The organism is Paenibacillus alkaliterrae (genome assembly GCF_021532375.1).
In the GTDB taxonomy this organism is placed as follows: domain Bacteria; phylum Bacillota; class Bacilli; order Paenibacillales; family Paenibacillaceae; genus Pristimantibacillus; species Pristimantibacillus alkaliterrae.
Genome location: NZ_JAKGAP010000042.1, coordinates 1 through 23,395, shown reverse-complemented (window position 1 = coordinate 23,395; position 23,395 = coordinate 1). Strand labels below are relative to the sequence as shown.

18 protein-coding genes are annotated in these 23,395 nt (G+C 49.2%); 2 read left to right on the top strand and 16 right to left on the bottom strand.

Going from position 1 to position 23,395, the window contains the following annotated elements; translation table 11 throughout:
* Positions 1-12 precede the first annotated feature (12 nt).
* Genes L1N85_RS17300 through L1N85_RS17285 form a run of 4 tightly spaced genes read right to left on the bottom strand, consistent with a single transcriptional unit; the run spans position 13 to position 8,269 of the window.
* Positions 13-3,141: a glycosyltransferase gene (locus tag L1N85_RS17300; RefSeq protein WP_235240321.1), complete on the bottom strand. Its 3,129-nt coding sequence runs from the start codon at positions 3,139-3,141 to the stop codon at positions 13-15.
* Positions 3,128-4,732: a glycosyltransferase family 2 protein gene (locus L1N85_RS17295; RefSeq protein ID WP_235240320.1), complete on the bottom strand. Its 1,605-nt coding sequence runs from the start codon at positions 4,730-4,732 to the stop codon at positions 3,128-3,130. Before L1N85_RS17295 ends, L1N85_RS17300 begins: the two co-directional genes overlap by 14 nt.
* A complete protein-coding gene (locus L1N85_RS17290; protein ID WP_235240319.1) occupies positions 4,725-6,317 on the bottom strand; it encodes a tetratricopeptide repeat-containing glycosyltransferase family 2 protein in 1,593 nt (530 codons plus the stop codon). Before L1N85_RS17290 ends, L1N85_RS17295 begins: the two co-directional genes overlap by 8 nt.
* Positions 6,314-8,269 carry a tetratricopeptide repeat-containing glycosyltransferase gene (locus L1N85_RS17285; RefSeq protein WP_235240318.1) on the bottom strand — a complete coding sequence of 652 codons (1,956 nt, stop codon included), beginning with the start codon at positions 8,267-8,269 and terminating at the stop codon, positions 6,314-6,316. The genes L1N85_RS17290 and L1N85_RS17285 overlap by 4 nt, the downstream gene beginning before the upstream one ends.
* A 195-nt stretch (positions 8,270-8,464) precedes the next feature.
* Here L1N85_RS17285 and L1N85_RS28000 point away from each other — a divergent pair, with 195 nt between their 5' ends.
* Positions 8,465-9,055 carry a DUF6385 domain-containing protein gene (locus tag L1N85_RS28000; RefSeq protein WP_407946491.1) on the top strand — a complete coding sequence of 197 codons (591 nt, stop codon included), beginning with the start codon at positions 8,465-8,467 and terminating at the stop codon, positions 9,053-9,055.
* Positions 9,056-9,111: 56 nt separating this feature from the next.
* On the opposite strand, the gene L1N85_RS17275 is transcribed toward L1N85_RS28000, so the two are convergent.
* The 12 genes from L1N85_RS17275 to L1N85_RS17220 all read right to left on the bottom strand — a co-directional run bounded on the left by L1N85_RS17275 (position 9,112) and on the right by L1N85_RS17220 (position 21,130).
* Positions 9,112-10,116, bottom strand: a complete 1,005-nt coding sequence (locus L1N85_RS17275; RefSeq protein WP_235240316.1) for a glycosyltransferase family 10 domain-containing protein — start codon at positions 10,114-10,116, stop codon at positions 9,112-9,114.
* On the bottom strand, positions 10,113-11,300 hold the full coding sequence (locus L1N85_RS17270) for a DegT/DnrJ/EryC1/StrS family aminotransferase (RefSeq protein WP_235240315.1): 1,188 nt from the start codon (positions 11,298-11,300) through the stop codon (positions 10,113-10,115). The genes L1N85_RS17275 and L1N85_RS17270 overlap by 4 nt, the downstream gene beginning before the upstream one ends.
* Positions 11,297-12,229 carry a GDP-L-fucose synthase family protein gene (locus L1N85_RS17265; protein WP_235240314.1) on the bottom strand — a complete coding sequence of 311 codons (933 nt, stop codon included), beginning with the start codon at positions 12,227-12,229 and terminating at the stop codon, positions 11,297-11,299. Before L1N85_RS17265 ends, L1N85_RS17270 begins: the two co-directional genes overlap by 4 nt.
* A 37-nt stretch (positions 12,230-12,266) precedes the next feature.
* Positions 12,267-12,473 (bottom strand): GDP-mannose 4,6-dehydratase, encoded by a 207-nt coding sequence (locus tag L1N85_RS17260; RefSeq protein WP_407946490.1) that lies wholly within the window; start codon positions 12,471-12,473, stop codon positions 12,267-12,269.
* Between the two features lie 77 nt (positions 12,474-12,550).
* Positions 12,551-13,231: a 2-oxo acid dehydrogenase subunit E2 gene (locus L1N85_RS17255; protein WP_235240313.1), complete on the bottom strand. Its 681-nt coding sequence runs from the start codon at positions 13,229-13,231 to the stop codon at positions 12,551-12,553.
* A gap of 25 nt (positions 13,232-13,256) precedes the next feature.
* On the bottom strand, positions 13,257-14,699 hold the full coding sequence (locus L1N85_RS17250; RefSeq protein WP_235240312.1) for a bifunctional 2-methylcitrate dehydratase/aconitate hydratase: 1,443 nt from the start codon (positions 14,697-14,699) through the stop codon (positions 13,257-13,259).
* A gap of 25 nt (positions 14,700-14,724) precedes the next feature.
* The gene (gene prpC / locus L1N85_RS17245; RefSeq protein ID WP_235240311.1) at positions 14,725-15,846 is read right to left on the bottom strand and encodes a bifunctional 2-methylcitrate synthase/citrate synthase; all 1,122 of its coding nucleotides are present in this window, start codon (positions 15,844-15,846) and stop codon (positions 14,725-14,727) included.
* Positions 15,847-16,734 carry a methylisocitrate lyase gene (gene prpB / locus L1N85_RS17240; RefSeq protein ID WP_235240310.1) on the bottom strand — a complete coding sequence of 296 codons (888 nt, stop codon included), beginning with the start codon at positions 16,732-16,734 and terminating at the stop codon, positions 15,847-15,849.
* Positions 16,735-16,762: 28 nt separating this feature from the next.
* Positions 16,763-17,905: an acyl-CoA dehydrogenase family protein gene (locus tag L1N85_RS17235; RefSeq protein ID WP_235240309.1), complete on the bottom strand. Its 1,143-nt coding sequence runs from the start codon at positions 17,903-17,905 to the stop codon at positions 16,763-16,765.
* A gap of 24 nt (positions 17,906-17,929) precedes the next feature.
* Positions 17,930-18,790, bottom strand: coding sequence for a 3-hydroxybutyryl-CoA dehydrogenase (locus L1N85_RS17230; RefSeq protein WP_235240356.1), 861 nt, complete (start codon positions 18,788-18,790; stop codon positions 17,930-17,932).
* Positions 18,791-18,806: 16 nt separating this feature from the next.
* On the bottom strand, positions 18,807-19,976 hold the full coding sequence (locus L1N85_RS17225; RefSeq protein WP_235240308.1) for an acetyl-CoA C-acetyltransferase: 1,170 nt from the start codon (positions 19,974-19,976) through the stop codon (positions 18,807-18,809).
* A gap of 14 nt (positions 19,977-19,990) precedes the next feature.
* The gene (locus tag L1N85_RS17220) at positions 19,991-21,130 is read right to left on the bottom strand and encodes an acyl-CoA dehydrogenase family protein (RefSeq protein ID WP_235240307.1); all 1,140 of its coding nucleotides are present in this window, start codon (positions 21,128-21,130) and stop codon (positions 19,991-19,993) included.
* 271 nt (positions 21,131-21,401) lie between these two features.
* On the opposite strand from L1N85_RS17220, the gene L1N85_RS17215 reads away from it, so the two are divergent.
* Positions 21,402-23,174, top strand: a complete 1,773-nt coding sequence (locus L1N85_RS17215; RefSeq protein WP_235240306.1) for a glycoside hydrolase family 2 protein — start codon at positions 21,402-21,404, stop codon at positions 23,172-23,174.
* Positions 23,175-23,395: the final 221 nt, after the last annotated feature.

Below are 23,395 nucleotides of genomic sequence, written 5' to 3'. Positions count from 1 at the left end.
ACGCTTTGCAGGTTAAAGTCTGCTTAGCTTTTCTCTTAGACGATTCGATTCCGGATGAAATTGAATGCCAAGCTGCAGCGCTTCTTTGGCGTACTGAAGTGCAATGCCGTACCGGGTTCTCCAGTTTTGAATCAACTGCTGGGAAGCCTGGATATATCGGGGGTTGCAATCAAGTGCCAACATAAAATAATGGGTAGATCGCTCCCACTGTTCAGCCTCCCGGTGCGCTAACCCCAGCCCATAATAGGTATGGTAGGTGGCCACACCTTCAAAGCTGCTGTAAAGATAAGGTGCGGGGCCCATGGCGATGCACGCTTCAAAATGCTCGATGGCCTGCTTCCACCGCCCCTGTTCGAAGGCGCATGTAGCGAATATATGGTGCAGGTCGGTAAAATCCGGAAACCGGGTGATTCCATCGCTCAGTATTTTTTCGCAAGCTTCATACTCCTTTAAAGCCAAATAACTGTGTGCCAATTTATTTAAACAATCGGCATATTGGGGATGCTCCGGGGTCCAGTCCGATAGGGAGGCTTGAAAATGGTTGGCCGCCTCAAGACACTGATTTTGCAGCATAAATTCCACACCCAAATAGTATCGATAAAGGGGCGACTCCTGTTGTTGCAATTGCTTCCGAATGATGGACATATTTCTTCTTGATTTTTGCTTTTTCTCGATGACTTCCGTTTTGTAACCACCGTGATGGATTACAATATCAACCGTTTCAATACGATTTCCCTGTTCCCAAAATCGCTGCAAGGGAATGCTTTCATGAATAATCCCTTCATACCGGTATTCCGGCTTGTTTCTAAACAACGAAAGTCTACGGTCAACAATCGTATGCGTATCGTCGATCTTGCTTTTGATGGTCAGGAAATAACCGTCAATATCAGAGTTTTGAATCAATTCCCGCAGTCGATCGCAACATTCAGGATCCAGCCATTCGTCCGCATCCAAGACCAGAATCCATGTCGAGGCTGCCTGTTCCAAGGCGGTGTTTCGTGCGAGAGAAAAATCGTCATTCCATCCCACCCGGAAAATTTTAGCCCTATGTTGTTCCGCTATCATAACGGTATCGTCTTCCGAACCTGTGTCGACTATAATGATTTCGTCGACCAAGCCGGATATGCTTTGTAAGGCTGCAGGCAGATGCTCTTCTTCGTTTTTTACGATCATGCAGAGGCTGATTCCATCCTGATTAGGTTTAGGAGTCGCAGAATGAAGATCCAGCCCAGCGGTTTCCAAATAATACTGATATGAAATTCGCGACAACCCGAGTATCGCCATAATATGATCCGGGGATTTGTGCAATACTTCCTGGTATCCCTTCCAAGCTTGATCGTATCGACCAAATGAGTAAGCAATTTCTGCCATTAGGACGGCCGATTCTAAACTCGGATTCCCGCGGTCATCCCACAGACGAGCCCAGCGTTCCGCTTCAGTTGCATTCCCTTTCTTTAGCAGCAGCTTTGCGAAGAGGATCAGCTTTTCTTCATGCTGCCACTGCTTTGGAATAAAGGTGTATATTTTTGCGATCCATTCGTATTTTCCTAAATAAACAAAAATTTCCGCTAATCCGAGAAGCGCCTCTTCCTCCTTGTCGGATAAAATCCATGCAGCCGGTCTGCCGTACTCCGATTTCTCTTCCAATATTCGACTCACTTTCTCGCATAATTCAATTTCATAAGGGGCGAATCGATTTGCTTGACGAAGGAGGTGCAAGGTGTTTAACGATTCCGCATAATCCCCGCGCAACCAGTAATAAATACACTTGAAAAATGACGCCCTTACAAATTTCCGGCTCTCTGCGGGGATCTGGTTAAACATGTCGTAAGCCTGCTGCAGTTCACCGGAATAAAATAAACATTGTGCTTTCAAGAGATGCAGTTCTTCCGGTAAAGACGGGCTGAGCTGTTCATATTGATGGAGAAAAACAAGGGCCGTATCGAACGCACCCGCATTCGAAAAAGCTTCGGCGAAATACTGGTTGGCAATAGGAATATTCAGATCAAACTGTCTTCCTAATAAGGTTAGTATTTCATCATTCGATTTCGACTTGACCAATTCATCAGCAATAGCATGAACCGCGGGAACATAAGACGTGTTGCATTGCAGTGCGTCGAAATAGGCTTCCAGCGCCTTGTCGCTCTCCCCGATTTCGGAATACAAATATCCGATTCGATAATAGGCGGTATAGGACCCGCTTCCGCACATGGAACTGTATGTCACGGGCGCTTCCCCCTGCTGGGTGCAGGCATGATAAGCCTTAATCGCCTCGATGATTTTCCCTTCCTGCTCAAGCGTTTCCGCTCGAAGAAAATAAAGGTCGGTATAATCGGGATACAGACGGATGGCTTCCTCTAATTGTTCATACACGCGTTTGTATTGGCACAATTCCTGGAACGCGATAATCTTTTTTTTCAGCATTTCCGATGAGGGAACAACCCCCATTTCCAAATAGAGCTGCTGCGAACGTTCAAATGTTTCAACGGCCAGGTCGTAATCCCCTGCGCGCAAATGCTCCGTACCGAGGTAAAAATAGGTTATCGCCGTTGGATTTTGCGCCAATTCATCTTCCAGGAGAGTCCGGTTTCGCGAAATTTTCTTCTTTGCTTCTACTTCCGTGTTCAAATACCCATAGTGCTGCACGCGGATATCGCAATAATTAATCCTCACGCCATTCAACTGTAACGTTTCATGAATTTTTCCGGTAAAGCGGAACCGCGGATTGTTTTTCACCAACCGGGGCTGAAGCATGCGAACATAAAGGCCGCCGCCTTCTCCGAAATAACTGAGCGTATCGAAAAAGAAACAATCGGTGTCATTTTCAAGCAGCAGCTCCCTAACGAGATGCCGGTCCTCCGGATGAAGCTCGTCATCCGCATCCATCAATAACATCCAATCGCCGGTCGCGTGTTCGATCGCAACATTTTTCGCCAGGCTGAAATCATTCTGCCACGGGAAATAAAAGACTTGGGCTCCCAAAGCTTCCGCGATTTCCACCGTATCGTCGACAGAACCTGTATCTACAACGATCATTTCATCTACGATATCCTTCACGCTGCGCAGCGCACGCCCAATATTTAATTGCTCATCTCTGGCAATCATCACCAAACTTAGCCGCTGCCCTCTACTTCCCGACATGCAAAATGGCCTCCTCTATTTTCTCCAGCTCTTTCGATAGAGACTTGACTTCAGGAAAACGTCTTACCCCTCTCGTAAGAATATCCTTCGAATCCTCGAGGAATAGAAGAGAAAGCCTGGCAAACAGGTTTTCATCCCCATTCAATTGCAAAAGGACATCCTTTGCTTTTTCCGCCTCATTTTCATATTGATAACAGGCGCAGAGGTGCAGTCTTGCCTCGGTATAATAAGGACTGGAGACCGGAACTTTGCTAAGCTCCCGGATAGCGTCTTTATAGGCGCAGCGTTTTCGATAACAGCCTCCAAGCAAGTAACGAAACTGATAATGGGGATCATGATTTGCCATCTCGGCAATATACTTTTCGGCGGCCTCATACTCTCTAAGGCTTAATAAAATATCCGCAATTACAGGGTATTTCTCTTTGTTCGGCTGAGACATCATATTTTCCAGATACTGACCTATCCATGGCGATGGCTGTTGATTGAGCTGGATAGCCGCTATATCGTAAAGGGGCACCGGACGCGCGGGAAATAATTTGTACGATTTTTCATAGGCTGCAACGGCCTCTTCATTTTTCCCCAGCGTTCGATAGGCAAGACCAAGCGCGTAATAGGATTTATATCCGCCAATCCCTTTACTTACCACATAATTCAGTCCTGCCGGATCACCCATGGCAATGCATTTGGAAAAGTCGGAAACCGCAGCAAGAGGATTTCCTTGTTGATGATGAATGACGCCGCGTAAATAAACGAGGTCGGTATAGTCGGGGTATAACCGGATTCCTTCTTCTGCAATAGACATCGCCTGTTCCCAGAGCCCCAATTCCATTAACACTGTCGTATAGGCTTGAACGCATCGCGATGCCCACGGCAGCTTAGGATCAATCCTTCTCATCGCTTCGGCAAACTGAACTGCGGCAAGATTCCTTTCGTTCTGACGGCGGTACTCCACCCCCATATAGAAACGGAGATATCCGTTGTCGGGTTCGCGTTTAATGGCCTCCAACGTTATTTCCAGGTTTCGTTTTCCTTTATTTTTAGCGTCGGATATTTCCTTCAGGTATCCGTAATGTTTGATGCGCACATCTGCCGATTTTATTACGGCTTTCGGGTCTCTTCTGTAGATGGAAGGAATCACCTGTTCGTGAATCAAACCCTCATAAACATAATCGGGCCGGTTCCTATACAGCCGGATGAATGAAGATACCTCTTCCTCGACAACATTCTGATCGTTAAGCAGACTGATGATCGGAAGAATATAGCCCTCCACCCTGGGATCGGTCATTATTTTTCGCAGCTTCCCTTTATCTTCAGCAACCAGCTCTTCGTCGCCATCCAAACGCAGAATCCATTCTCCCTTAGCTTCCCTGAGCGCCCTGTTAAGGGGCTTGGAGAAATTTTGTTCCCATGGCTCTTGAATGACGATTGCCCCGGCTTGCTCAGCGATCTGGATCGTGCGGTCCGTGGAGCCCGTATCGACAATGATCATCTCATCCGCCAAATCCTTAACGCTTTCCAAACATCTCGGCAATAAAAGCTCTTCGTTTCTCACAACCATGCATAACGTCAGCTTTGGTTTTTTGTTAGCCATGGGCTATCACCTCGCGTAACTTTAGAAGCAGCTCCGACAGCTTCCGGTTATTGTTTTTTGTAAACCCTTCTTCAAGTCTTAAAGCTGCCTCTTGCATAAAACATAGAGCCAGCTCACGATACAAAGCCGCATCGCCATATGTTCGGAGCAGCTTGATGACCATTGTTTCTTCCCCCATAAACCAATATGCTGCTGCGCGCATCACCATAGATCGGCGGAAATAGATACTGTCTTCCGGGACCGCAGCCATTCGTTGTATGGACTCGTTATATTTGCCAAGCGCAATCAAATAGCTTCCTGCCAAGATTAAAGCTTCATCACGGGCCGGCTCCATGACCAAAATTCGTTCCACATAGTAAAGCGCGGCGTCCAATCGATTCAACTGCACGAATATATGGTTCAAAAATTGCAACCCGTCTATCGTTTCCGGAGATACCCATTGTTCGAAGAGCTGCTGTACAGACTCCACGCTGCCACCCTTTAGAAGCAAAGCTCCTATTCGTACATAGGCCTCTTTCCGGCCGGCATTAAACTCGATCGATTTTTTATAATGTTCGATCGCTTTGGCATCGTTATTTTTGAATTCAAAAATCCGGCCTAGTGCCAAATGCAGCTCATTTGATTCAATTTCGGGGCCGAGTCCGCTCAACCGGTTATTCTGATCCACTTCCAGGCCTTGCATATATGAACCGATGGCCCGATCCATTTTGCCAACCTTCTCGAAGATTTTCGCTTGCAAATAGTAAAGCTCCGCACTCTCTTTATACAGGATAATGCCCTTCATCATGACTTCAAGCGCCTCGCTTGTTTGTCCGGAAGCCTCCAAAGCTACTGCCAGCAGTTTGTACATCCGCGGCCCCCACATGGCATTAGGATCGCTTAATTCTGCGGCGATGCGCAAATGTTTTATCGCTTCCCTTATTCCCGCGCTATCCGGACTCTCTTGTCCAAGGTATGCTTGAGCCACACAAAACTGAAGAAAACCGTCATCCGGCCGTTTGTTCAATTCCGCTAACGTCATCTCCAGATTCCGTGCCGATTTATTTTTCTTTTTCATCCTTTCGCTTGTGTATCCCATATGCAAAATACGGATACCGGTGCGATGAAATTGGGCCTCTGGATTTGCTGTAAGGATCGAAGAACCGATTTGTTCATGAAAACTGCCCACAAAATAATGTTCGGGGTGATTGCGAAACAATCGAAGCGCATAGTCTCTCTCCACGTTATGCTCGAGCTTGCTTTCTATCGTCACCAAATAACCGGAAGCTTCCGTTTCGGCCAGCAGGGTCCGGATCGCTCCCCGATCGTCCGGATGAATTTCTTCGTCCGCATCGAGAAACAAAATCCACTTGCCCCGCGCCCTTTCCAAGGACACGTTCCGGGCTCTGGAAAAATCATGATCCCATCTGTACGGGTATACTCTGGCCCCCATTGATTTGGCAATCTCTACGGTATGGTCTGTGGACCCTGTATCGATAACAATCATTTCATCCACAACCCCCTCTGCACTTTTAAGACAGTGCAGGAGCATTTCTTCTTCATCCTTGACAATCATACACAAACTTAGCAATACATCTCCGCTCATTCAGGCTGCAGCTCCTTTGCTGCTTGATATAAACGCTTCAACGATTCATCCTGCGGATAATCGCGTATTCCCATGCTCAGAATCGTCAATGCCCAATCCTGAAGGATGTCAACATACTGCATATATCTTTGCGGTGATGTCATCATTTCGCCTAGACGGAGACTTAGCCATTGCGCCGCTTCATATTCCTTTTTTTGTTCTTTTTTGGATTGCAAAAAAAGAATTCCCATTTTCTCATGCTCCGGATCCAGCTCAAGCACCTTGGAAGCAAATCGGTCCGCATAACGGAATTGACCGTATTCGTAGAACAGTTTTGCTGCAGCGGGGTACATATAAACGTTTTTTTCAAACAACGGAATAAGAGATACAATGAGATCATTTCGTTTCAAATGAAGAAAACAACGGACAATGTGTTTGAATTCGTCTTCGCTCTTGATAAAAGCTTGCTCTCCCACATTTGCAGCAGCTGTTTGTTCTCCGGATAACAAATGATGGATCGCCATATAGATAATAACGGAAGAAGAACCTTCGTATGCATGACGTTTATGAAGGATGGCAAGACATTCCATCGCTTTATTCCATTCTGCCAGGACCCAATAGGTCAGGCAGGTTCGCAGCAATGCTGAATCATAACAGGTGCTCTGCTCTGAAATTTTCGTGTAAGACAAGATTGCATCGTTAGGTTTGCCCAGCATCAGCACACTGTCAGCGATGATCATCATAGCGGCATCCCTTTGTGCAGGCGACGATCGCCATCCGTTTTCCGCAGCATCCTTGGCTTTCTTGTACAGACGTTCCTTGAATAAAATATTTGCGTGTAAAAGCTGCTGCTGTTGCCCGTCAGGTTCGCAAATCATTTGATCCAGCAGCGCAAGCAATTGCCTCTCTCCATGCCGATTATGCACCAGACGGGCACAGGCATAAAGCGGGGCTGTGAAGCTGCGGTCTGCTTCATAGCTTTTTTCATAGTACACCATAGCCTGATCCATAAGATCTTTTGCTTCGTTTATCATTCCGAGGGCATACCATGCCTTAGATCGTACTGCCTCCGGTTTTAATATATAATGATCCGATTTGAACTCAGATTGAAGGCAATTATGCAGCAATTCCTCCGCGGCATCCCATTCATCAAGAAGAAATAATAAATTTCCTTTTATCAATAGCAGTCCCATATCGTGAGAATGTTTCATTAAAATATCGTTGATGCAATCCAATGCTTCTTTGAAACGTCCGTTCTCTTCCAGAGCTTGTGCGATCCATTGATAAAGCAATCCTTCATACCGGAGCGGCAGGCCTTCTTCCATTCTCAGCTGTTCCCAAAAACAAAATGCCTCTGTAAGTAAACCGCAATTCGCCAGTTTAATGGACAAATGCACTCTTTCCATGGAGTCGGTCAACCATAAGCTTATGTCGAGCATCCGATCGATATTTGGGTCTGTTGATTGCCATTTCCGATCTCCGGGTTGAAAGATTGGGAAGGAGACAAGTTTCGCTTTTTTCTCAAGTTCAAGGGGCAAGCAGCAAACGAGCTGACCCTGGTAGCGATAACCGGGCCGATTTCTAAACAATTTTGTTTCGAAAGGAATGTTATATTTGGTTTCCGAACGATCGGTTATCGGGAAGCAAAAGCCTTCTTCTTCAAAGCAATTGGCCAACATTTGCAATCTGTAGATTTCCTGTTCCAAGAGCTTTTCTGTTGCATCCAGCCGCAATATCCATACTCCTTGCGCCTGATCCAATCCTTTATTTAAAGCATCCGATTTACCTAAACCAACGCCGTCAATCCATGTTACAGCCCATTGTTCGATCTCTTCTTGAGCATATTGGAATGGGATCAACGAAACGATAATGATTTCATCTGCAATCGCTTCGCATTGCCGAATAAATAAAGGACAGGCTTCCATATCTTTTTGATCCTCTACAACTGCGATTGCAGAGAGCTGAAAGGTCATCGTCTTATATGCCTCCAATCATTCCCAACCTATGTATATATATATATGTGAATAGAAAGGTCTTGCTACTTGGAAGCATTTACTGCTCTAAAAATAGGTTGTTGAGTATTTTCCTCACTTAATTCGAAATCCCCAGTCAGTTTGCCTTAGGACTGCATAAACAAATAAGGAATATGTAGGAGAGGAGGAACAAACATGAGAGTATTTACTGAGACTTCTGCTGATTTTATCGCTACAATCACGAACCTTACGGCCTCATGCTTACTAGTCAATTCCGTTACTTCAAACCTGACGGCCGCTTGTTTACTGGTTCAAGTCAGCCAAGCTACCGCCGCCAGCTTGCTTTCCCAAGTCAGCCAAGCTACCGCCGCCAGCTTGCTTTCCCAAGTCAGCCAACCTGTCGCTGCCAGCTTGCTTTCCCAAGTGAGCAACGCTACCGCCGCTTGTCTGGTCATACTTCTTGGCGATCTGGGTATTACTGACACGACTGCATCAAGAACAACAGCCAGCGCTACACTTTCTCCTTCCAGTACACGAAACGTTATCACCTTGGAACAGTACAATATCAGTGTTTCGAACTCTTGCGAGACCGGTCTTGTAACGCAGCTGCAATTGAGTCCGGATAATGTCAACTGGACCAACGATTCAGGCACCAGACTTATCGCCGCAAGTACTACCGGCATTTTCAATCCCAGCCATTTCTCTAAATACGCCAGAATACAATATGCAGCGCAAACTGCGGGCTGTACAGTTACCTTCAACGAATTGTTTCAAGGACAAGTATAGTGACAGAAGAAAAAAGCGAAGCTGCACGCGCCTCTCGGGGATCCGTGCAGCTTCGCTCAAATCGCGGCTGACTGGTCGAGTGCCATGATACGGTCAACAACGGTTTGGCTGAACGCTTCTTTGGAAAACCGTTCAGCGTACAGGCTGCTTTTGAGATACCGATCAATATGCTCCATATAAACATGATATTGTTCCTCGGTTATCTGCTTCAAGAAAATATATAGCTGCTCATAGCCGTTAAACTTACGGAAGTCAATAAACGCCCCTTCCGGCACATAGTCTGTGATATTAGCTGCACCAAGATAAACGGGTACACAGCCGGCCCGAAAGCAGTCGAATATTTTTTCGGTTATATATCCGTTCACATGGGCCATATTTTCAAAGCAGACGGCATATTTATACCTGCTTAAGATATCCCCTTTTTCCTTAATCGTTCCCCGGTATGAGGGGAAGTCTGCTTGATCCCAGGCAAACCCGTACAATTCGAAATCTTCGGGATGATGGGTTTCGAAAAAACGAATCGCTCTTAGACGTTCCGAATAAAGCTCCAGCGAATGATTGGACGAACGGTTGCCATTAATCATCGTGCAAAACTTTTTTTCAGAAAAGGCAGCGCCCTGGTACCGTCTCTCAGGCTGTACATAGTGTATTTTTACATAATCGCCGTTCCCGGCCAAATCGTCATACCAAGTAAAGATGGTCTGGAAATACGCATGATAGCGGGCCGTCCAATTTTGTTCGTTTACGACGGGCGGCTCCCAAAGAAATAACAGCATCTTTTTACGATAGGCTATGCTCTTCATATATTGCAAAAAGTAAAATTGCTCCAGTGACGGGATGAAGGCCGGCATGTCGAAGAACAGCAAATAATCGCAGGTCAGCACATCCCCTTGATCAATGGTTTGCAAGTCATAACCCTGCTCGGCCAGCTTCTCTTTTAAATGAGAGAGATGAATCAGACAATCGTCGCGATTGTAAGGCGAATCGGGCTGAAATACAATATTGTTCCGGTTCATCTCGTCATATACATTGTGAAGCAGAATAGTTTTCATTTTGCTCATGTTTCGCCACCTTCTTCCAAGCGATCCAATAATCGATGCAACTCACCGATTTGCTCCTCTATATTGAAATGATGGTTTCCAACAAAAAAACCATTCCGGTCAATAAAATCCGCATGTTCAAGCTGGCCGTGAATTTCGTAGTTAAAGCGTTTGACCACTGCATTGCCCGTAAAATTTCCTGCGACGATCGGCCGGCATTCGATTCCGTTCTGCCGCAGGAAAGAGACAACCGTCGTCCGGTCGATGGGCGCTTCCTTCTTAAGCAGCATCGAAAAGCCGAACCAGCTGCTGCTGCCTATTTCCTGTTGCAGCGTAAACCATGGATGATCCTTCAGTCTTTGCCGGAACAAAGCGGCATTTTCCCTGCGCACTCGCAGAAATTCAGGCAGCTTCTTTAATTGCTCCAGTCCGACGGCCGCGTTTATCTCCATCGGGCGCACATTGTAGCCCGGCAGGACGAAGCGGAAGGATTCCTCGAAGGGATCGTCGCTCTTCATACCGCACACGCGGTTTAGTTTAGGGAGATTCCTTGTCCAGCCATGAGCTCTTAGGCTAAGCAAAATATGATACAGCTCTTCATCATCGGTTATAATCATTCCGCCTTCCATGGTGGACATATGATGGCTGAAGAAGAAGCTGAAAGTTCCTATCACACCGAATGTTCCGGCCTGCTTCCCATCGAATATGGCGCCAAGCGACTCGCAATTATCCTCCAGCAGAATGATGCTGCGGGTTCCGGCGATTTTTTTGATGGCGTGAAAGTCATTCGGATTTCCCAATAAATTTACGATTACGATCATGCGGGTTTGCTCGGTAACTGCTTCTTTTAGCGCAGCGAGATTATAGTTCAACGTATCGCGGTCGATGTCCACAAACTTCAGCTTCAAGCCATACTGGTAGAGTGGATAATACGTTGTCGCCCAGGAAACGGCAGGCACGATCACCTCGTCGCCCTCTGCCAAAGAGCCGGCATTCGTATAAAATAGCGCCGCTACGGCCAAGAGATTAGCTGATGAGCCCGAATTGACCATAACGCCGTATTTGCTGCCGACGAATCGCGAAAACGTTAGTTCAAACTGTGCAGTAACGCTTCCCATTGTGTACATGCCGCTGTCCATAACGCTCTCAATCGCTTTGCGTTCCGCTTCATCCCAAGAGCTGCTGGCCAGTGGATAACGAATCAAGAGATTCCCTCCTTCCGTTCCAAATAATGAGCGTACGTTTTCAGAAGCCCTTCTTCTAAAGTGGTGCGCGGCGACCAGCCCCAGCTTATTTGCTTAGCGATGGAAACGACCTTCTGCCGCATCCCGGACGGTTTGCTCAGATCATGGTTGAAAGCCCCATCATACCCGACGATATCCGCAATGATCCGATAGTAGTCATTAATGCTGTAATCGGACCCGATGCCTACGTTCATGACCGAAGGCAGAGTATCGAATTGTTCGACGGCTCTAAGCAGGCAAAGTGCAAGATCGCCGGCATACATAAACTCTCTTCTCGCCCCGCCTTCTCCCCAAATCACGACGGGATTTCCCGTCGTTTTTGCTTCATGTATCTTATGGATTGCGGCAGGAATCATATGCGATCGATCAGGCTCGAACGTATCCCAGCGTCCGTACAAATTACATGGAATGAGTGTTTTGTATTGAAATGCAGGGTCTTCACGAAAGATATATTCGCATAATCGGGCAACGGTAATTTTGGCAAGCGCATAACCTTCGTTGGTAGGTTCCAATTCCCCCGTCAAAATCATTTCTTCCCGCAAGGGGTTGACCGCTTCCTTCGGATACATGCAGGAGCTTCCGAGATTGATGAGCTTTCTTATGCCGCTGCGCCTCGCCGCTGCAACGATATTGCGGCCCATATCCAAATTATCAAGCAGAAACCGAACCGGCTGCCTCATATTGGCCTGGATGCCGCCTACCGTGCCGGCGGCATGAATAATCATTTCCGGCTTATGAGCTTCGATATAACTGCAAACGCTGGAATAATCAAGCAAATTCAGCTCTTGCCGGGACGGGGTAAGCCATGCTCCGGAAATGCCTTGCAGCTGGCGCTGCTCCATCAGATTTCTTCCTACGAGTCCCCCTGCGCCGGTAAGCAGTATTATCAATTCCGGCTTCCTCCTTCAAGCGCAGTTTTAGCCATGGCTATCCCTGTTCAGGAAAGCTGGAATACCCGCCCTTATTCAAGTATTTCTCTCTCGGATCTTGAAATGAATGATTGATTCTTCCGGTATTAAATAGAGAGCTTTTTCGTTTCAGTCCGTGGACAATGCAGCCTTTATCAAGAAGCAGCTCGGCGAGATAAGCGCCGTCTTGTCCTGTAATGCCTGTGATTAAAGCTACTTTTCGCATAGGTACCTCCATCACTCTCGTTTATGCAATAAGTTATGTGCTCGAGCATGTAAAGGAACCGATGATTTAACCTAATTTCAATAGATAAGCTCTTCCAGAACGTATTCCTCCAAGTTTTTTTTTACGAGCTGCAGAAATTTTGCGCAATAAGCTTCGTATACTGCACGCCGGTCAAACGATAAACAGAGATTGATAAGGAGGCTTTTGGTAAGGCTGTCGTTCACGAATATGGCTCTTTGCATGATCGATTCGAAGGATAAGCTGGCGGTTTGCGGTTTAGATATGGCTGGAGCAGAAAGAATTGATCCAGTGCCCGTAACGATTTTCACTCCGAAAGTTCCCATATTTGAAAGGACATTTGCGCTAGGATTAGCGCTCGTGCGTCGATGAATTTTTTCCTGAATATGCGCAAAGCCTGCAAGACTAATACGATCGGCATGCTCGAGTAACGCAGCGCCCCATCTATCGCCGGCCATGATCGTCAAATCAAGATTAATTCCCGGCTTTATTTCGACAGCTTGCGCTGACCATACGGCGTTCATCCTCGGATAAGCCTTAATGCTATTGATAACCGCTTTTAAATAGAAGGGCAGAAGCGTAAGCTGGACGCCTTCCCTTCCCCAAAATTCATCTTTGTGCTTGTCATGCAGCCGGACGAGATTGCTGACCTCTGCTTCCATGACCATCCATGACTGTGGCGCTTCCATACGATCATAAGCTTGAAGCAGCTTTTCCTCGGGTATCTTCTGATCGGACATGGCGATTCCCACCTTTGGCATATGCTCAAATGCTGAACAAATCGACAAACTGCTGAACGGAAGTTTTAGCGAGAGACTCTTGATTCTGACATAGGCTTATTATTGCATTCACCTGCTTGCCTGGAAGGCGGCTTCTTAGATTGGCTTCGAACTTTCTCTCCAGGAGCGGGATCGCCTCAGCGCGCCTTCTGCGATGCCCGATCGGATATTCGGTCGCGACCTTATCCGTCCCCGTTCCGTCCTTATAAAAGATTTGAATCGCATTGGCAATCGAACGCTTGCTTTCATCAAGATAATCATGCGTATAGCTTTTGTCTTCTACCGCAATCATTTTCTGCCGCAAGCTGTCAATCCGCGGGTCCTGCGCGGCTTCGTCTTCGTAGTGGTCGGCCGTCAAAGTGCCGAAGAGAAGCCCGATTGCAACCATATACTGCAGGCAGTGATCACGGTCTGCCGGATTGTGCAGCGGACCCGTCTTATCAATTATGCGTAAAGCCGATTCATGAGTTGTGAGTATGATTTTATCGATTTCATCGAGTCTGTCCTTAACCAGGGGATGAAGCCGTATGGCACATTCGACAGCGGTTTGACCATGGAATTCCGCCGGGAAAGAAATTTTGAACAGGATGTTTTCCATCACATAGGCTTCTAACCGCCGCTTACATGAAAATGCTTTCCCCTTGAACAGCACATCGTAAAACCCCCAATTTTTCGCAGTTAACGCTGAAGGATACCCCATTTCCCCTCTGATTGCCATAAGCGCCAGCCTTACGGCCCTGCTCGTCGCGTCTCCGGCGGCCCATGATTTTCTCGTACCCGTATTGGGCGAATGCCGGTAGGTCCGCAGCGGGTGCCCGTCAATCCAGGCGTTCGATACGGCTTGAATGATTTCGTCCTTCGTACCGCCGAGCAGCTTTGTCACGACGGCCGTTGAAGCCACTTTGACGAGAATGACATGGTCGAGCCCAACGCGGTTGAAGCTGTTCTCCAGCGCTAAAACCCCTTGGATTTCATGCGCTTTGATCATCGCGGTCAACACGTCATGAATCGTTAAAGGAGGTTTGCCTTCTGCGGCATTTCTTCTGCTTGCATAATCGGCAGCGGCTAGAATTCCGCCCAAATTGTCCGAGGGATGCCCCCATTCCGCCGCAAGCCATGTATCGTTATAGTCAAGCCAGCGTATCATGCAGCCGATATTAAAGGCGGCCGTTACCGGATCGAGCTGAAAAGACGTACCGGGCACGCGAGCGCCGCCGGGCACAATGGTTCCGGGCACAATTGGTCCAAGCAGCTTTGTGCATTCGGGATAACGCAGCGCAAGCAGACCGCAGCCAAGCGTATCCATCAAACAATATCGCGCAGTCTCATAAGCCTCTTTGCTGCCGATCTCAACATCCGCCGCATATTCGGCCAAATCGACAAGCAATTGATCGGGCTCGGGTTTTTCATTGCTCATATACGTGGTCATACCGCTTCCTCCCCGCCTTCTATGATCAGGAACGCCTATCGATTGGAGGCCAGGCGAGAAGCTCGGGACCGGTATAATCGGCGTTTGGTCGAATGAGCCGGTTGCCTGCACGCTGCTCTATGATATGAGCCGCCCATCCGCTGGTCCGTGAAATAACAAAGATCGGAGTAAATAATGAAGTTGGAATGCCCATAAGCCGGTAGGCGGACGCGCTGTAAAAATCCAAGTTTGCAAACAGCTTCTTTTCCCGCAGCATGACCTGCTCAATCCGCTCGGATAGGTCATACAGCTTCGTCACGCCGGCATCCGCGGACAGAGTCCTCGACCAGCTCTTGATAATGTCGGATCTTGGATCGGATACCGAATAGACGCGGTGGCCAAACCCCATAATCAATTGTTTATTTGCGAGCATTCGCATAATGCCTTGCTCCGCGTCGTCCGGACAATCGAACCGTTCGATCAGCTCCATGGCCGCCTCGTTCGCCCCGCCGTGGAGAGGTCCTCTCAGCGTCCCGATCCCCGTCGTGACCGCCGAATAAATATCGGATAAGGTCGATGCTGTCACTCGCGCCGCAAAGGTGGAAGCGTTAAATTCATGCTCCGCATATAAAATTAGAGATACGTCCAGCGCCTTCTCATGCAGCTTGCTAGGCTGCCGGCCATGCAGCAGATGCAGGAAATGGCCGGCTATACTTTCGCTGCCGGTCTCCGTTTCAATTCTCGTTCCATATTTATGAAAATGATGCCAATACAACAGCATCGATGCGCAGCTGGCAAGCAGCCGATCGGCAATCTCCTGTTGGCTGCGAACGTCATCCTCCGGCTCAAATGCGGAAAGCGCGGAAAAACCGGTACGCAGGATGTCCATGGGATGCGTGCTGCCGGGAAGCCGCTCCAGTATCGCAAGCAAGCCGCTCGGCAGCTGCCTCAGGCCCGATAGTTTTTTCTTATACTGCTGTAACTCCATATCGTTCGGCAGCTTTCCATAGAGGAGCAGATATGCGGTTTCCTCGAAGGTCCCAAAGCGAGCGAGATCCTCAATCGAATAACCCCGGTAAGTCAAACCTTTGCCATCCTTGCCTACCGTTGAGATCGCCGTTTGCCCGGCAATAACGTCGGCAAGGCCGCCCATTTTTTTAACCGCCATTTATGGGTCTCTCCTCTCCGCTCCAAACAGCTGATCCAGCTTCTGCTCATAGTCGTAGTAGTGAAGAAAATCATAGAGCTCCTTACGGGTTTGCATGAGATTGACGACCTCCCTTTGCGTCCCTTCCCGCTTTATCGTTTCATAGACATGCAGGGCTGCCGCGCTCATGGCGCGGAAGGCCGACAAAGGGTAAAGCGCGAGGGCTGCGCCGGCCGCTCCCAATTCCAGTACCGTAAATAGCGGAGTTTTCCCGAATTCGGTCATGTTCGCAAGAATGGGCACCTTTACCGCAGCGGCAAATGCAGCGTAATCCTCGAGAGTCGTTACAGCCTCCGGAAAAATCATGTCGGCGCCCGCCTCGACGCATGCGACAGCCCGGTCGATTGCGGCCTCCAGGCCTTCTGCGGCTAACGCATCCGTACGGGCCATAACAACAAAATGACCGTCGGCTCTCGCGTCCACGGCCGCTTTAATTCGATCCGCCATTTCCGCTTTGCCGATAATGGCTTTATTCGGCCGATGCCCGCATCTCTTGGCCATGACCTGATCTTCGATATGGACGCCCGCTGCGCCGGCTCGGCTCATCTCCCGGATGGTCCGGGCGATTTGAAAGGCTCCTCCGAAGCCGGTATCGGCATCGACGAGCAGCGGCAGCTGCGTCGCGCTTGTTATCCGGCGTACTTCCTCCAGGCAATCGTTTAACGTCGTAATGCCGAGGTCCGGCAGTCCAAAAGATGCATTCGCAACGCCAGCACCGGATAAGTATAAAGCGCGAAAGCCCACCCGTTCCGCCATTATTGCCGTATAAGCATTGATCGTGCCCGCTACCTGCAGAGGTTTCTCGAGCGATAGCGCCTCGCGAAGCCGTTGTCCCGGTAAATCCCTCACCCGATCACCCCTTTAGAATTATCAACTTTTATTTAAGCAGCTGATTGCTAATGACAATCCGATGAATCTCATTGGTCCCTTCGTAGATTTGAGTGACCTTCGCATCGCGAAACAATCGCTCCGCCGGCAGCTCCTTTAAGCAACCTTGCAAGCCGTACAACCGAACTGCTGCGCCGGTAACCTCGACAGCCGTATCCGATGCGAACATCTTCGCCATCGATGCTTCCTTCGTACAAGATAAACCTTCCTGTCTCAAATAGGCCGCACGATAGACGAGCAGCCTGGCTGCTTCTACCTTCGCAGTCAAATCGGCAAGCTCCGCGTGCTCGGGCTTCAGCTTACCTGGTGTATGGCTGCCTTTAGCGCGATAAGGATTCCAGCGGCAATGGATCAATTGCAGAGCCGCCTCAGCAATGCCCAACGCTTGCGCGCCAATGCCGATCCGGCCTCCGTCAAGCGAGCCCTTGGCGATAGCAAAGCCGTCTCCTTCGGCGCCAAGCCTCTGCGAAACGGGAATTTTTATTTGGTCAAAATGCAGTTCGCAGGTATTCGAGCCGTGCAGGCCCATCTTCTTTTCCTTCCTTCCGACTCGAAGGCCTTCCGTGCCGCTTTCAATAATAAATGCGGTAATCCCGCCAGCGCCTTTCGAATAATCGGTTACCGCAAACGCGATGTAAATGTCTGCGGCGCCGGCGTTCGTTATAAACATTTTCGTTCCGTTCAAAATATAATGATCCCCGCTTAAAGAAGCCGTCGTTCGGATGGAAGCGGCATCCGATCCGGCATGCGTCTCCGTTAATGCAAATGCGCCTAAGCTCTCGCCTGAGGCAAGTCTCCGCACATATTTCATGCGCTGCTCCTCGGTGCCGTAATGTATAATTGGAAAGGTTCCGACCGATGTATGGACCGATAGAATAACCCCAAGGGTGGCGCTAACCTTTGAAATCTCGTTGACAGCTATCGTATAGGCTATAAAATCCGAGCCCGCTCCACCCCATTTCGTCGGAATAGGAAGGCCCATCAGACCCAGCTGCGCCATCCTCTTAAGCAGTCTGCTTGGAAATTCATCCTCCCGTTCCATCGCGTGTACTTGAGGGGCAATTTCCGTTTCCGCAAAATGCCGAACCGCCCTCAGCAGCTCTTCTTGTTCTTTCGTATAGCGGAGCTCCATCGTCAGGCCCTCCTTTCCGTAAATCTACCCCCGTTCACTGTATAAGTAAAAGCCGCGTCCCGCCTTTCGTCCCAGCCATCCTGCTTGCACATAGCTGCGCAATAATGGGCACGGCCTATATTTCGAATCGCCGAAGCCATCATGCAGCGTTTCCATAATCGAGAGGCATGTATCAAGTCCAATCAAATCGGCCAGAGCGAGCGGCCCCATCGGATGGTTCATTCCAAGCGTCATCACCTGATCGACCGCCGCGGGTGTTGCAACACCTTCGTACACGGCGTAAATCGCTTCATTAATCATCGGCATCAGCAGGCGATTAGACACGAAGCCCGGGAAATCCTTTACAGTTACCGCGGTTTTCCCTAATGCCTGCGTGAGCGACAGAATATGGTCGTACGTATCATCCGAAGTGGCAAGCCCCCGAATGATTTCGACAAGCGGCATGATAGGCACAGGGTTCATAAAGTGCATCCCGATTACGTTTTCCGGCCTGGCGGTCGCCGCCGCTATCTCTGTAATGGACAGCGAAGACGTGTTCGACGTTAATAGAGCATGCTCTTTGCAAATCCGGTCCAGCGATTTAAACAATATTTTTTTCGTTTCTATTTTTTCCGGCGCCGCTTCAATGACAAGATCCGAATTGCAAGCGTGCCCAAGGTCCGTAGAAAGTGTCAGGTTGCTTAAAGTCGCGAACTTCTGATCTTCCCGTATTCGCCCTTTATGGACGAACCGTGACAACGATGATTCAATGGCGGAAAAACCGCGATTGACCGCCTCCTGCTCAATATCGTAAAGCGTTACGTTAAACCCGCTATGAGCAAATACTTGAGCGATGCCGCTGCCCATTTGTCCGGCACCGGCCACCGTAATGGCCCGGATCACCATCTTCATCACCTCGGCTTCAGCCATCTACCTGTATCAGCAAGGCATCTCCTTGCGCACCGCCGCTGCAAATCGCCGCAATGCCCAGTCCTCCTCCCCTGCGCTGCAGCTCATTCATTAACGTGAGCACGATTCGCGCCCCGCTTGCTCCGATCGGGTGACCCAGCGCGATAGCCCCGCCGTTTACATTCACCTTATTCGGATCCCAGCCGAGTAATTTTCCGCAAGTGAGGGTAACGGTTGCAAAAGCTTCATTCACCTCGAATAAATGAATATCGTCGATGGCCACGCCCGCCTTCTTCAACAGCTTTCGAATCGCCAGCGCCGGTGCCGTGGCGAGATAAGGCGCCTCTGCTCCGATCGACGCATGCCCGATAATCGTTGCGAGCGGCTTATGTCCCCGGCTTAGCGCTTCTTCCCTTGACATGAGCAGCAAGACCGCAGCCCCGTCGTTCACGCCTGGCGCATTTCCAGCGGTAATCGTCCCCTTATCGTCGAAAATCGGCCTGAGCATCGCCAGCTTCCCGGCGTTCGTATCGGACCGGGGACCTTCATCCGTTGCGACAAGTTTCTTATCCGTCGCGTAGGATACGATTTCTTCGGCGAATAGTCCCTGCCGGCTCGCCGATACCGCGCGCAAATGACTCCGAAGCGCCCAATCATCCTGTTCCGCCCGGCTAATTCCATACTCCTCCGCCACGCGGCTGCCATGAACGGCCATATGGACATTGGCAAAGGCGCAATGCAAACCGTCATGGATCATAAGATCGGTGAGCTCGGAATTGCCCATGCGAGCTCCCCATCTGCCTAGAGGAAACGCGTATGGCGCCCGGCTCATGCTTTCCATTCCGCCTGCTATTAAACAATCCGAATCGCCTGACCGGATGATTTGATCCGCCAGGGTGACAGCCCGCAATCCCGAAGCGCATACCTTGTTGACCGTTTCCGATGGAACGTTCCAATCCAATCCGGCAAGCCTTGCTGCCTGCCGCGATGGTATTTGTCCTGCGCCGGCCTGCAGCACCATGCCCATCAGGACGCCATCCACATGTCTCGGATCGACTCTTGTTTTTTGTAACGCTCCCTTCATCGCTGCAGCTCCGAGCTCCACGGCCTTTGCGTCTTTGAATGCGCCGCCGAATTTGCCGAAAGCCGTTCGTGCGCCGCCGATGATGACTGTTTCGCGCATTGCGGTATCGCCTCCTACTCCGCCAATATGCGAAATATGATGTCCGTATTCATCCCTCCGGTTCCGATATCGGTTTCCAAGCATTTGGCGTCCCGCAAATATCGCTCCATTCGATATTCACGCATATACCCGTAGCCGCCAAATACCTGTACCGCATCGATCGTTACGGACACGGCAGTGTCCGCGGCATATTTCCTTGCCATTGCCGCTTCTTTTCCGCAGATTAACCCCTCGTTCATGCGCCATGATGCCTGATATGCGAGCAATCGCGCCGCCTCGATCTTGGCCGACATGTCAGCCAGCTTGAATGAAATTCCCTGCTGCCGTCCGATCGGTTTGCTGAATTGCTTGCGCTCCTTCGCATAGCCGGTTGCCGCTTCCAACGCCCCTTGCGCAATCCCTACTGCTTGCGCAGCGGCGCCTATTTGTCCGATATCATACATCGCCTTGGCGATCTCCTGTCCCTGCCCTGCTTTACCGACTCGGCAGCTGTAAGGAACCTCGCACTCTTCGAATATGATTTCTGCGGTTAACATGGAGCGTAAGCCCAGCTTCATCGCTTTTTCCCCTATTTTCAACCCAGGCAACCCGCTTTCAACGAGAAAGGCGCTGAACCCGGAAGTTCTTCTTTCACCCGCTGAATGCGCAAAGATCATATAATAATCCGCCGCCCCGGCATTCATAACGAAAGGTTGTGATCCATTTAAAACAAAATCGTTCCCCTTGACGCGTGACGTCATCCTGGCAGCACCCACAGCGTTATCTATTCGGGCATCCAGGGATCCAAATGCGCCAAGCTTCCTTCCGCCAGCCAGTGCTGCCAGCGCACCCAGCTTTAATTGCGGATGACCAAATTTGAAGAGCGGCCAAGCGCAATAAGCGGTATGGGATGCCACAACGGCCGCGATCGATGCACAAACCCTCGAAAGCTCTTCCAGGACGACTGCATAAGTTAAAAAATCACTCCCGGCGCCGCCATCCTGCTCAGGAATAGGAATGCCCGCTAAGCCCAGTTCCCCGATTTTTGCAAAGAGCTTGCGATCGAACTGCTCCTCTTCATCCCGCTGTCCTGCCTGTAACGCTACCTCATTTTCCGCAAACTCCCGAACGACTGAACGCGTCATCTCCAGCTCCCCGGTTAATTGAAATCGCATCTTCCTCCCTCCTCCAACCAACGTCAATGTTATTCTAAGTGGACAAAGTTCGACTGTTTCTGCATTTATCGTATTATATGAGCGCTGTCCGGTTTAAAGTATCTACATTTTATGTTTAGCTTAAAAGTTAATTACAATGGATGCCAACTTTAGATTATTGCTTATTGACAAGTCTATTATCGATTTAATATACTATTTTTGAATTAAAAACCCTTTAATATGTTATTGTAATTAACTTTTAAATTAATTTAAATCAATGAGGAGGATTATGATGAGCGAAGCAACTCCGTCTATCCCGCGTCCGGAATATCCGCGACCGCAAATGGTGCGCACCGAATGGTTAAATCTGAATGGAGAGTGGGAATTCGAAATCGATTACGGCAATAGCGGAAAACAACGTCATTTATACGAGGCTTTATCGTTAAAGGATCAAATATTAGTCCCTTTCTGTCCGGAGAGCAAGCTGTCCGGTGTCGAATCGAAAGATTTCATGTCTGCCGTTTGGTACCGGAAGGAAATCGAGATCCCTGCCAATTGGAACGGCAAACGGATTCTGCTCCATTTTGGCGCTGTCGATTATGAAGCCGAAATATGGGTGAACGGTCAATCGGCCGGGACACATCGCGGAGGCTATTCTTCTTTTTCCCTCGACATTACTCATTTGCTCGGTGCAGGCGTCAACGTGCTGACGGTATGCGCGGAGGACGATGTCCGCTCCGGCCTACAGCCTCGCGGCAAGCAATCTGCCAGGTTTTATTCGCATGGCTGCGACTATACGAGAACAACGGGAATTTGGCAGACCGTATGGCTGGAAGCGGTGCCGCAGCAGTATATTCAAGCTTTTAAGCTGACCCCGGACGCAGATAACGGCGTTCTGCATGTAGAGGGCGACCTCATTGGGGCTGACGGTTTAACGTTTGCCGTTGAAGCCCAGTATAGAGGCAAGACTGTAGGCTCCGGGTCCGCTGTCGTAACCGGGAAGCAAGCGCGTCTGTCGGTGAAGCTTTCGGAAAATCATCTTTGGGAAATCGGATCTCCGAACCTGTACGATTTAAAGCTAACTCTGGAAAGTCACGGGAAGTCCATCGATGCCGTCGACAGTTATTTTGGCCTTCGTTCCGTGAAATGGGATAACAACGCTATCCTTATCAATGGCAAGCCAGTATTTCAACGCCTGGTGCTGGATCAAGGCTTTTATCCGGACGGTATCTACACCGCCCCAACGGATGAAGCTTTAAGAAATGATATTGAATTGTCCCTGAGTCTGGGCTTTAACGGAGCTCGCCTGCACGAAAAGGTATTTGAAGCGCGCTTCTTATACTGGGCAGACCGGCTTGGGTATATCGTATGGGGCGAGCATGCAAACTGGGGGCTTGATATTACGACGGCCCAGAGTCTTCAGCCCTTTTTGCCGGAGTGGATTGAAATTGTGAAGCGCGATTATAACAGCCCTGCATTGGTCGGCTGGTGTCCCTTTAATGAAACCTGGGACGGACCGACGGGAGCGCGACAAAATAATGACGTGCTGAAAATTACTTATCAAGTAACCAAAGCTTTAGATCCTACTCGTCCGGTCATAGACACAAGCGGCAACTTCCATGTCATTACCGACATTTTCGATGTGCATGACTACGAACAGAATCCGGAGAAGTTTGCCGGCAACTACGAGGCGATGCGCCATGGCGGCGAGAGATTCGTCACCTTCTCTAATCGTCAGAAATACGAAGGCCAGCCTTACTTTGTTAGCGAATACGGCGGTATATGGTGGAATCCCGGGCAATCTGACCAGAAGAGCTGGGGCTACGGCGATCGTCCGAAGACTGAAGAGGAATTTCTCGCCCGCTATGAAGGCTTAACTTTAGCGCTGCTTGAAAATCCGCATATTTGCGCATTTTGTTACACGCAGCTTTACGACGTGGAACAGGAAGTTAACGGGCTTCTCACATATGAGCGCAAACATAAATTCGATCCTGAAGTCATTCGACGTATCAATGCAACGACCGCGGCTATTGAGAAAACGTTTGCAAACAACATAAAAGCATAATCATCCGCCGAACAAAAAGCAGCCCGAAACTGGAACCATACAGTCTTGGTCTGCTTTTTTCTGTTATTCAACTATCGTAGCAATAGGTAAGCATTTGATGTGATCTCCAGCTTTTCCCCTGCTCAACACCGGACGTGCCAGTTTCCCAGCATCTCGGCGTTCCATCTAACTGAATTTACTAGTTCATAAGTTCCACGTTACTCATTGATTTAGGATAGATC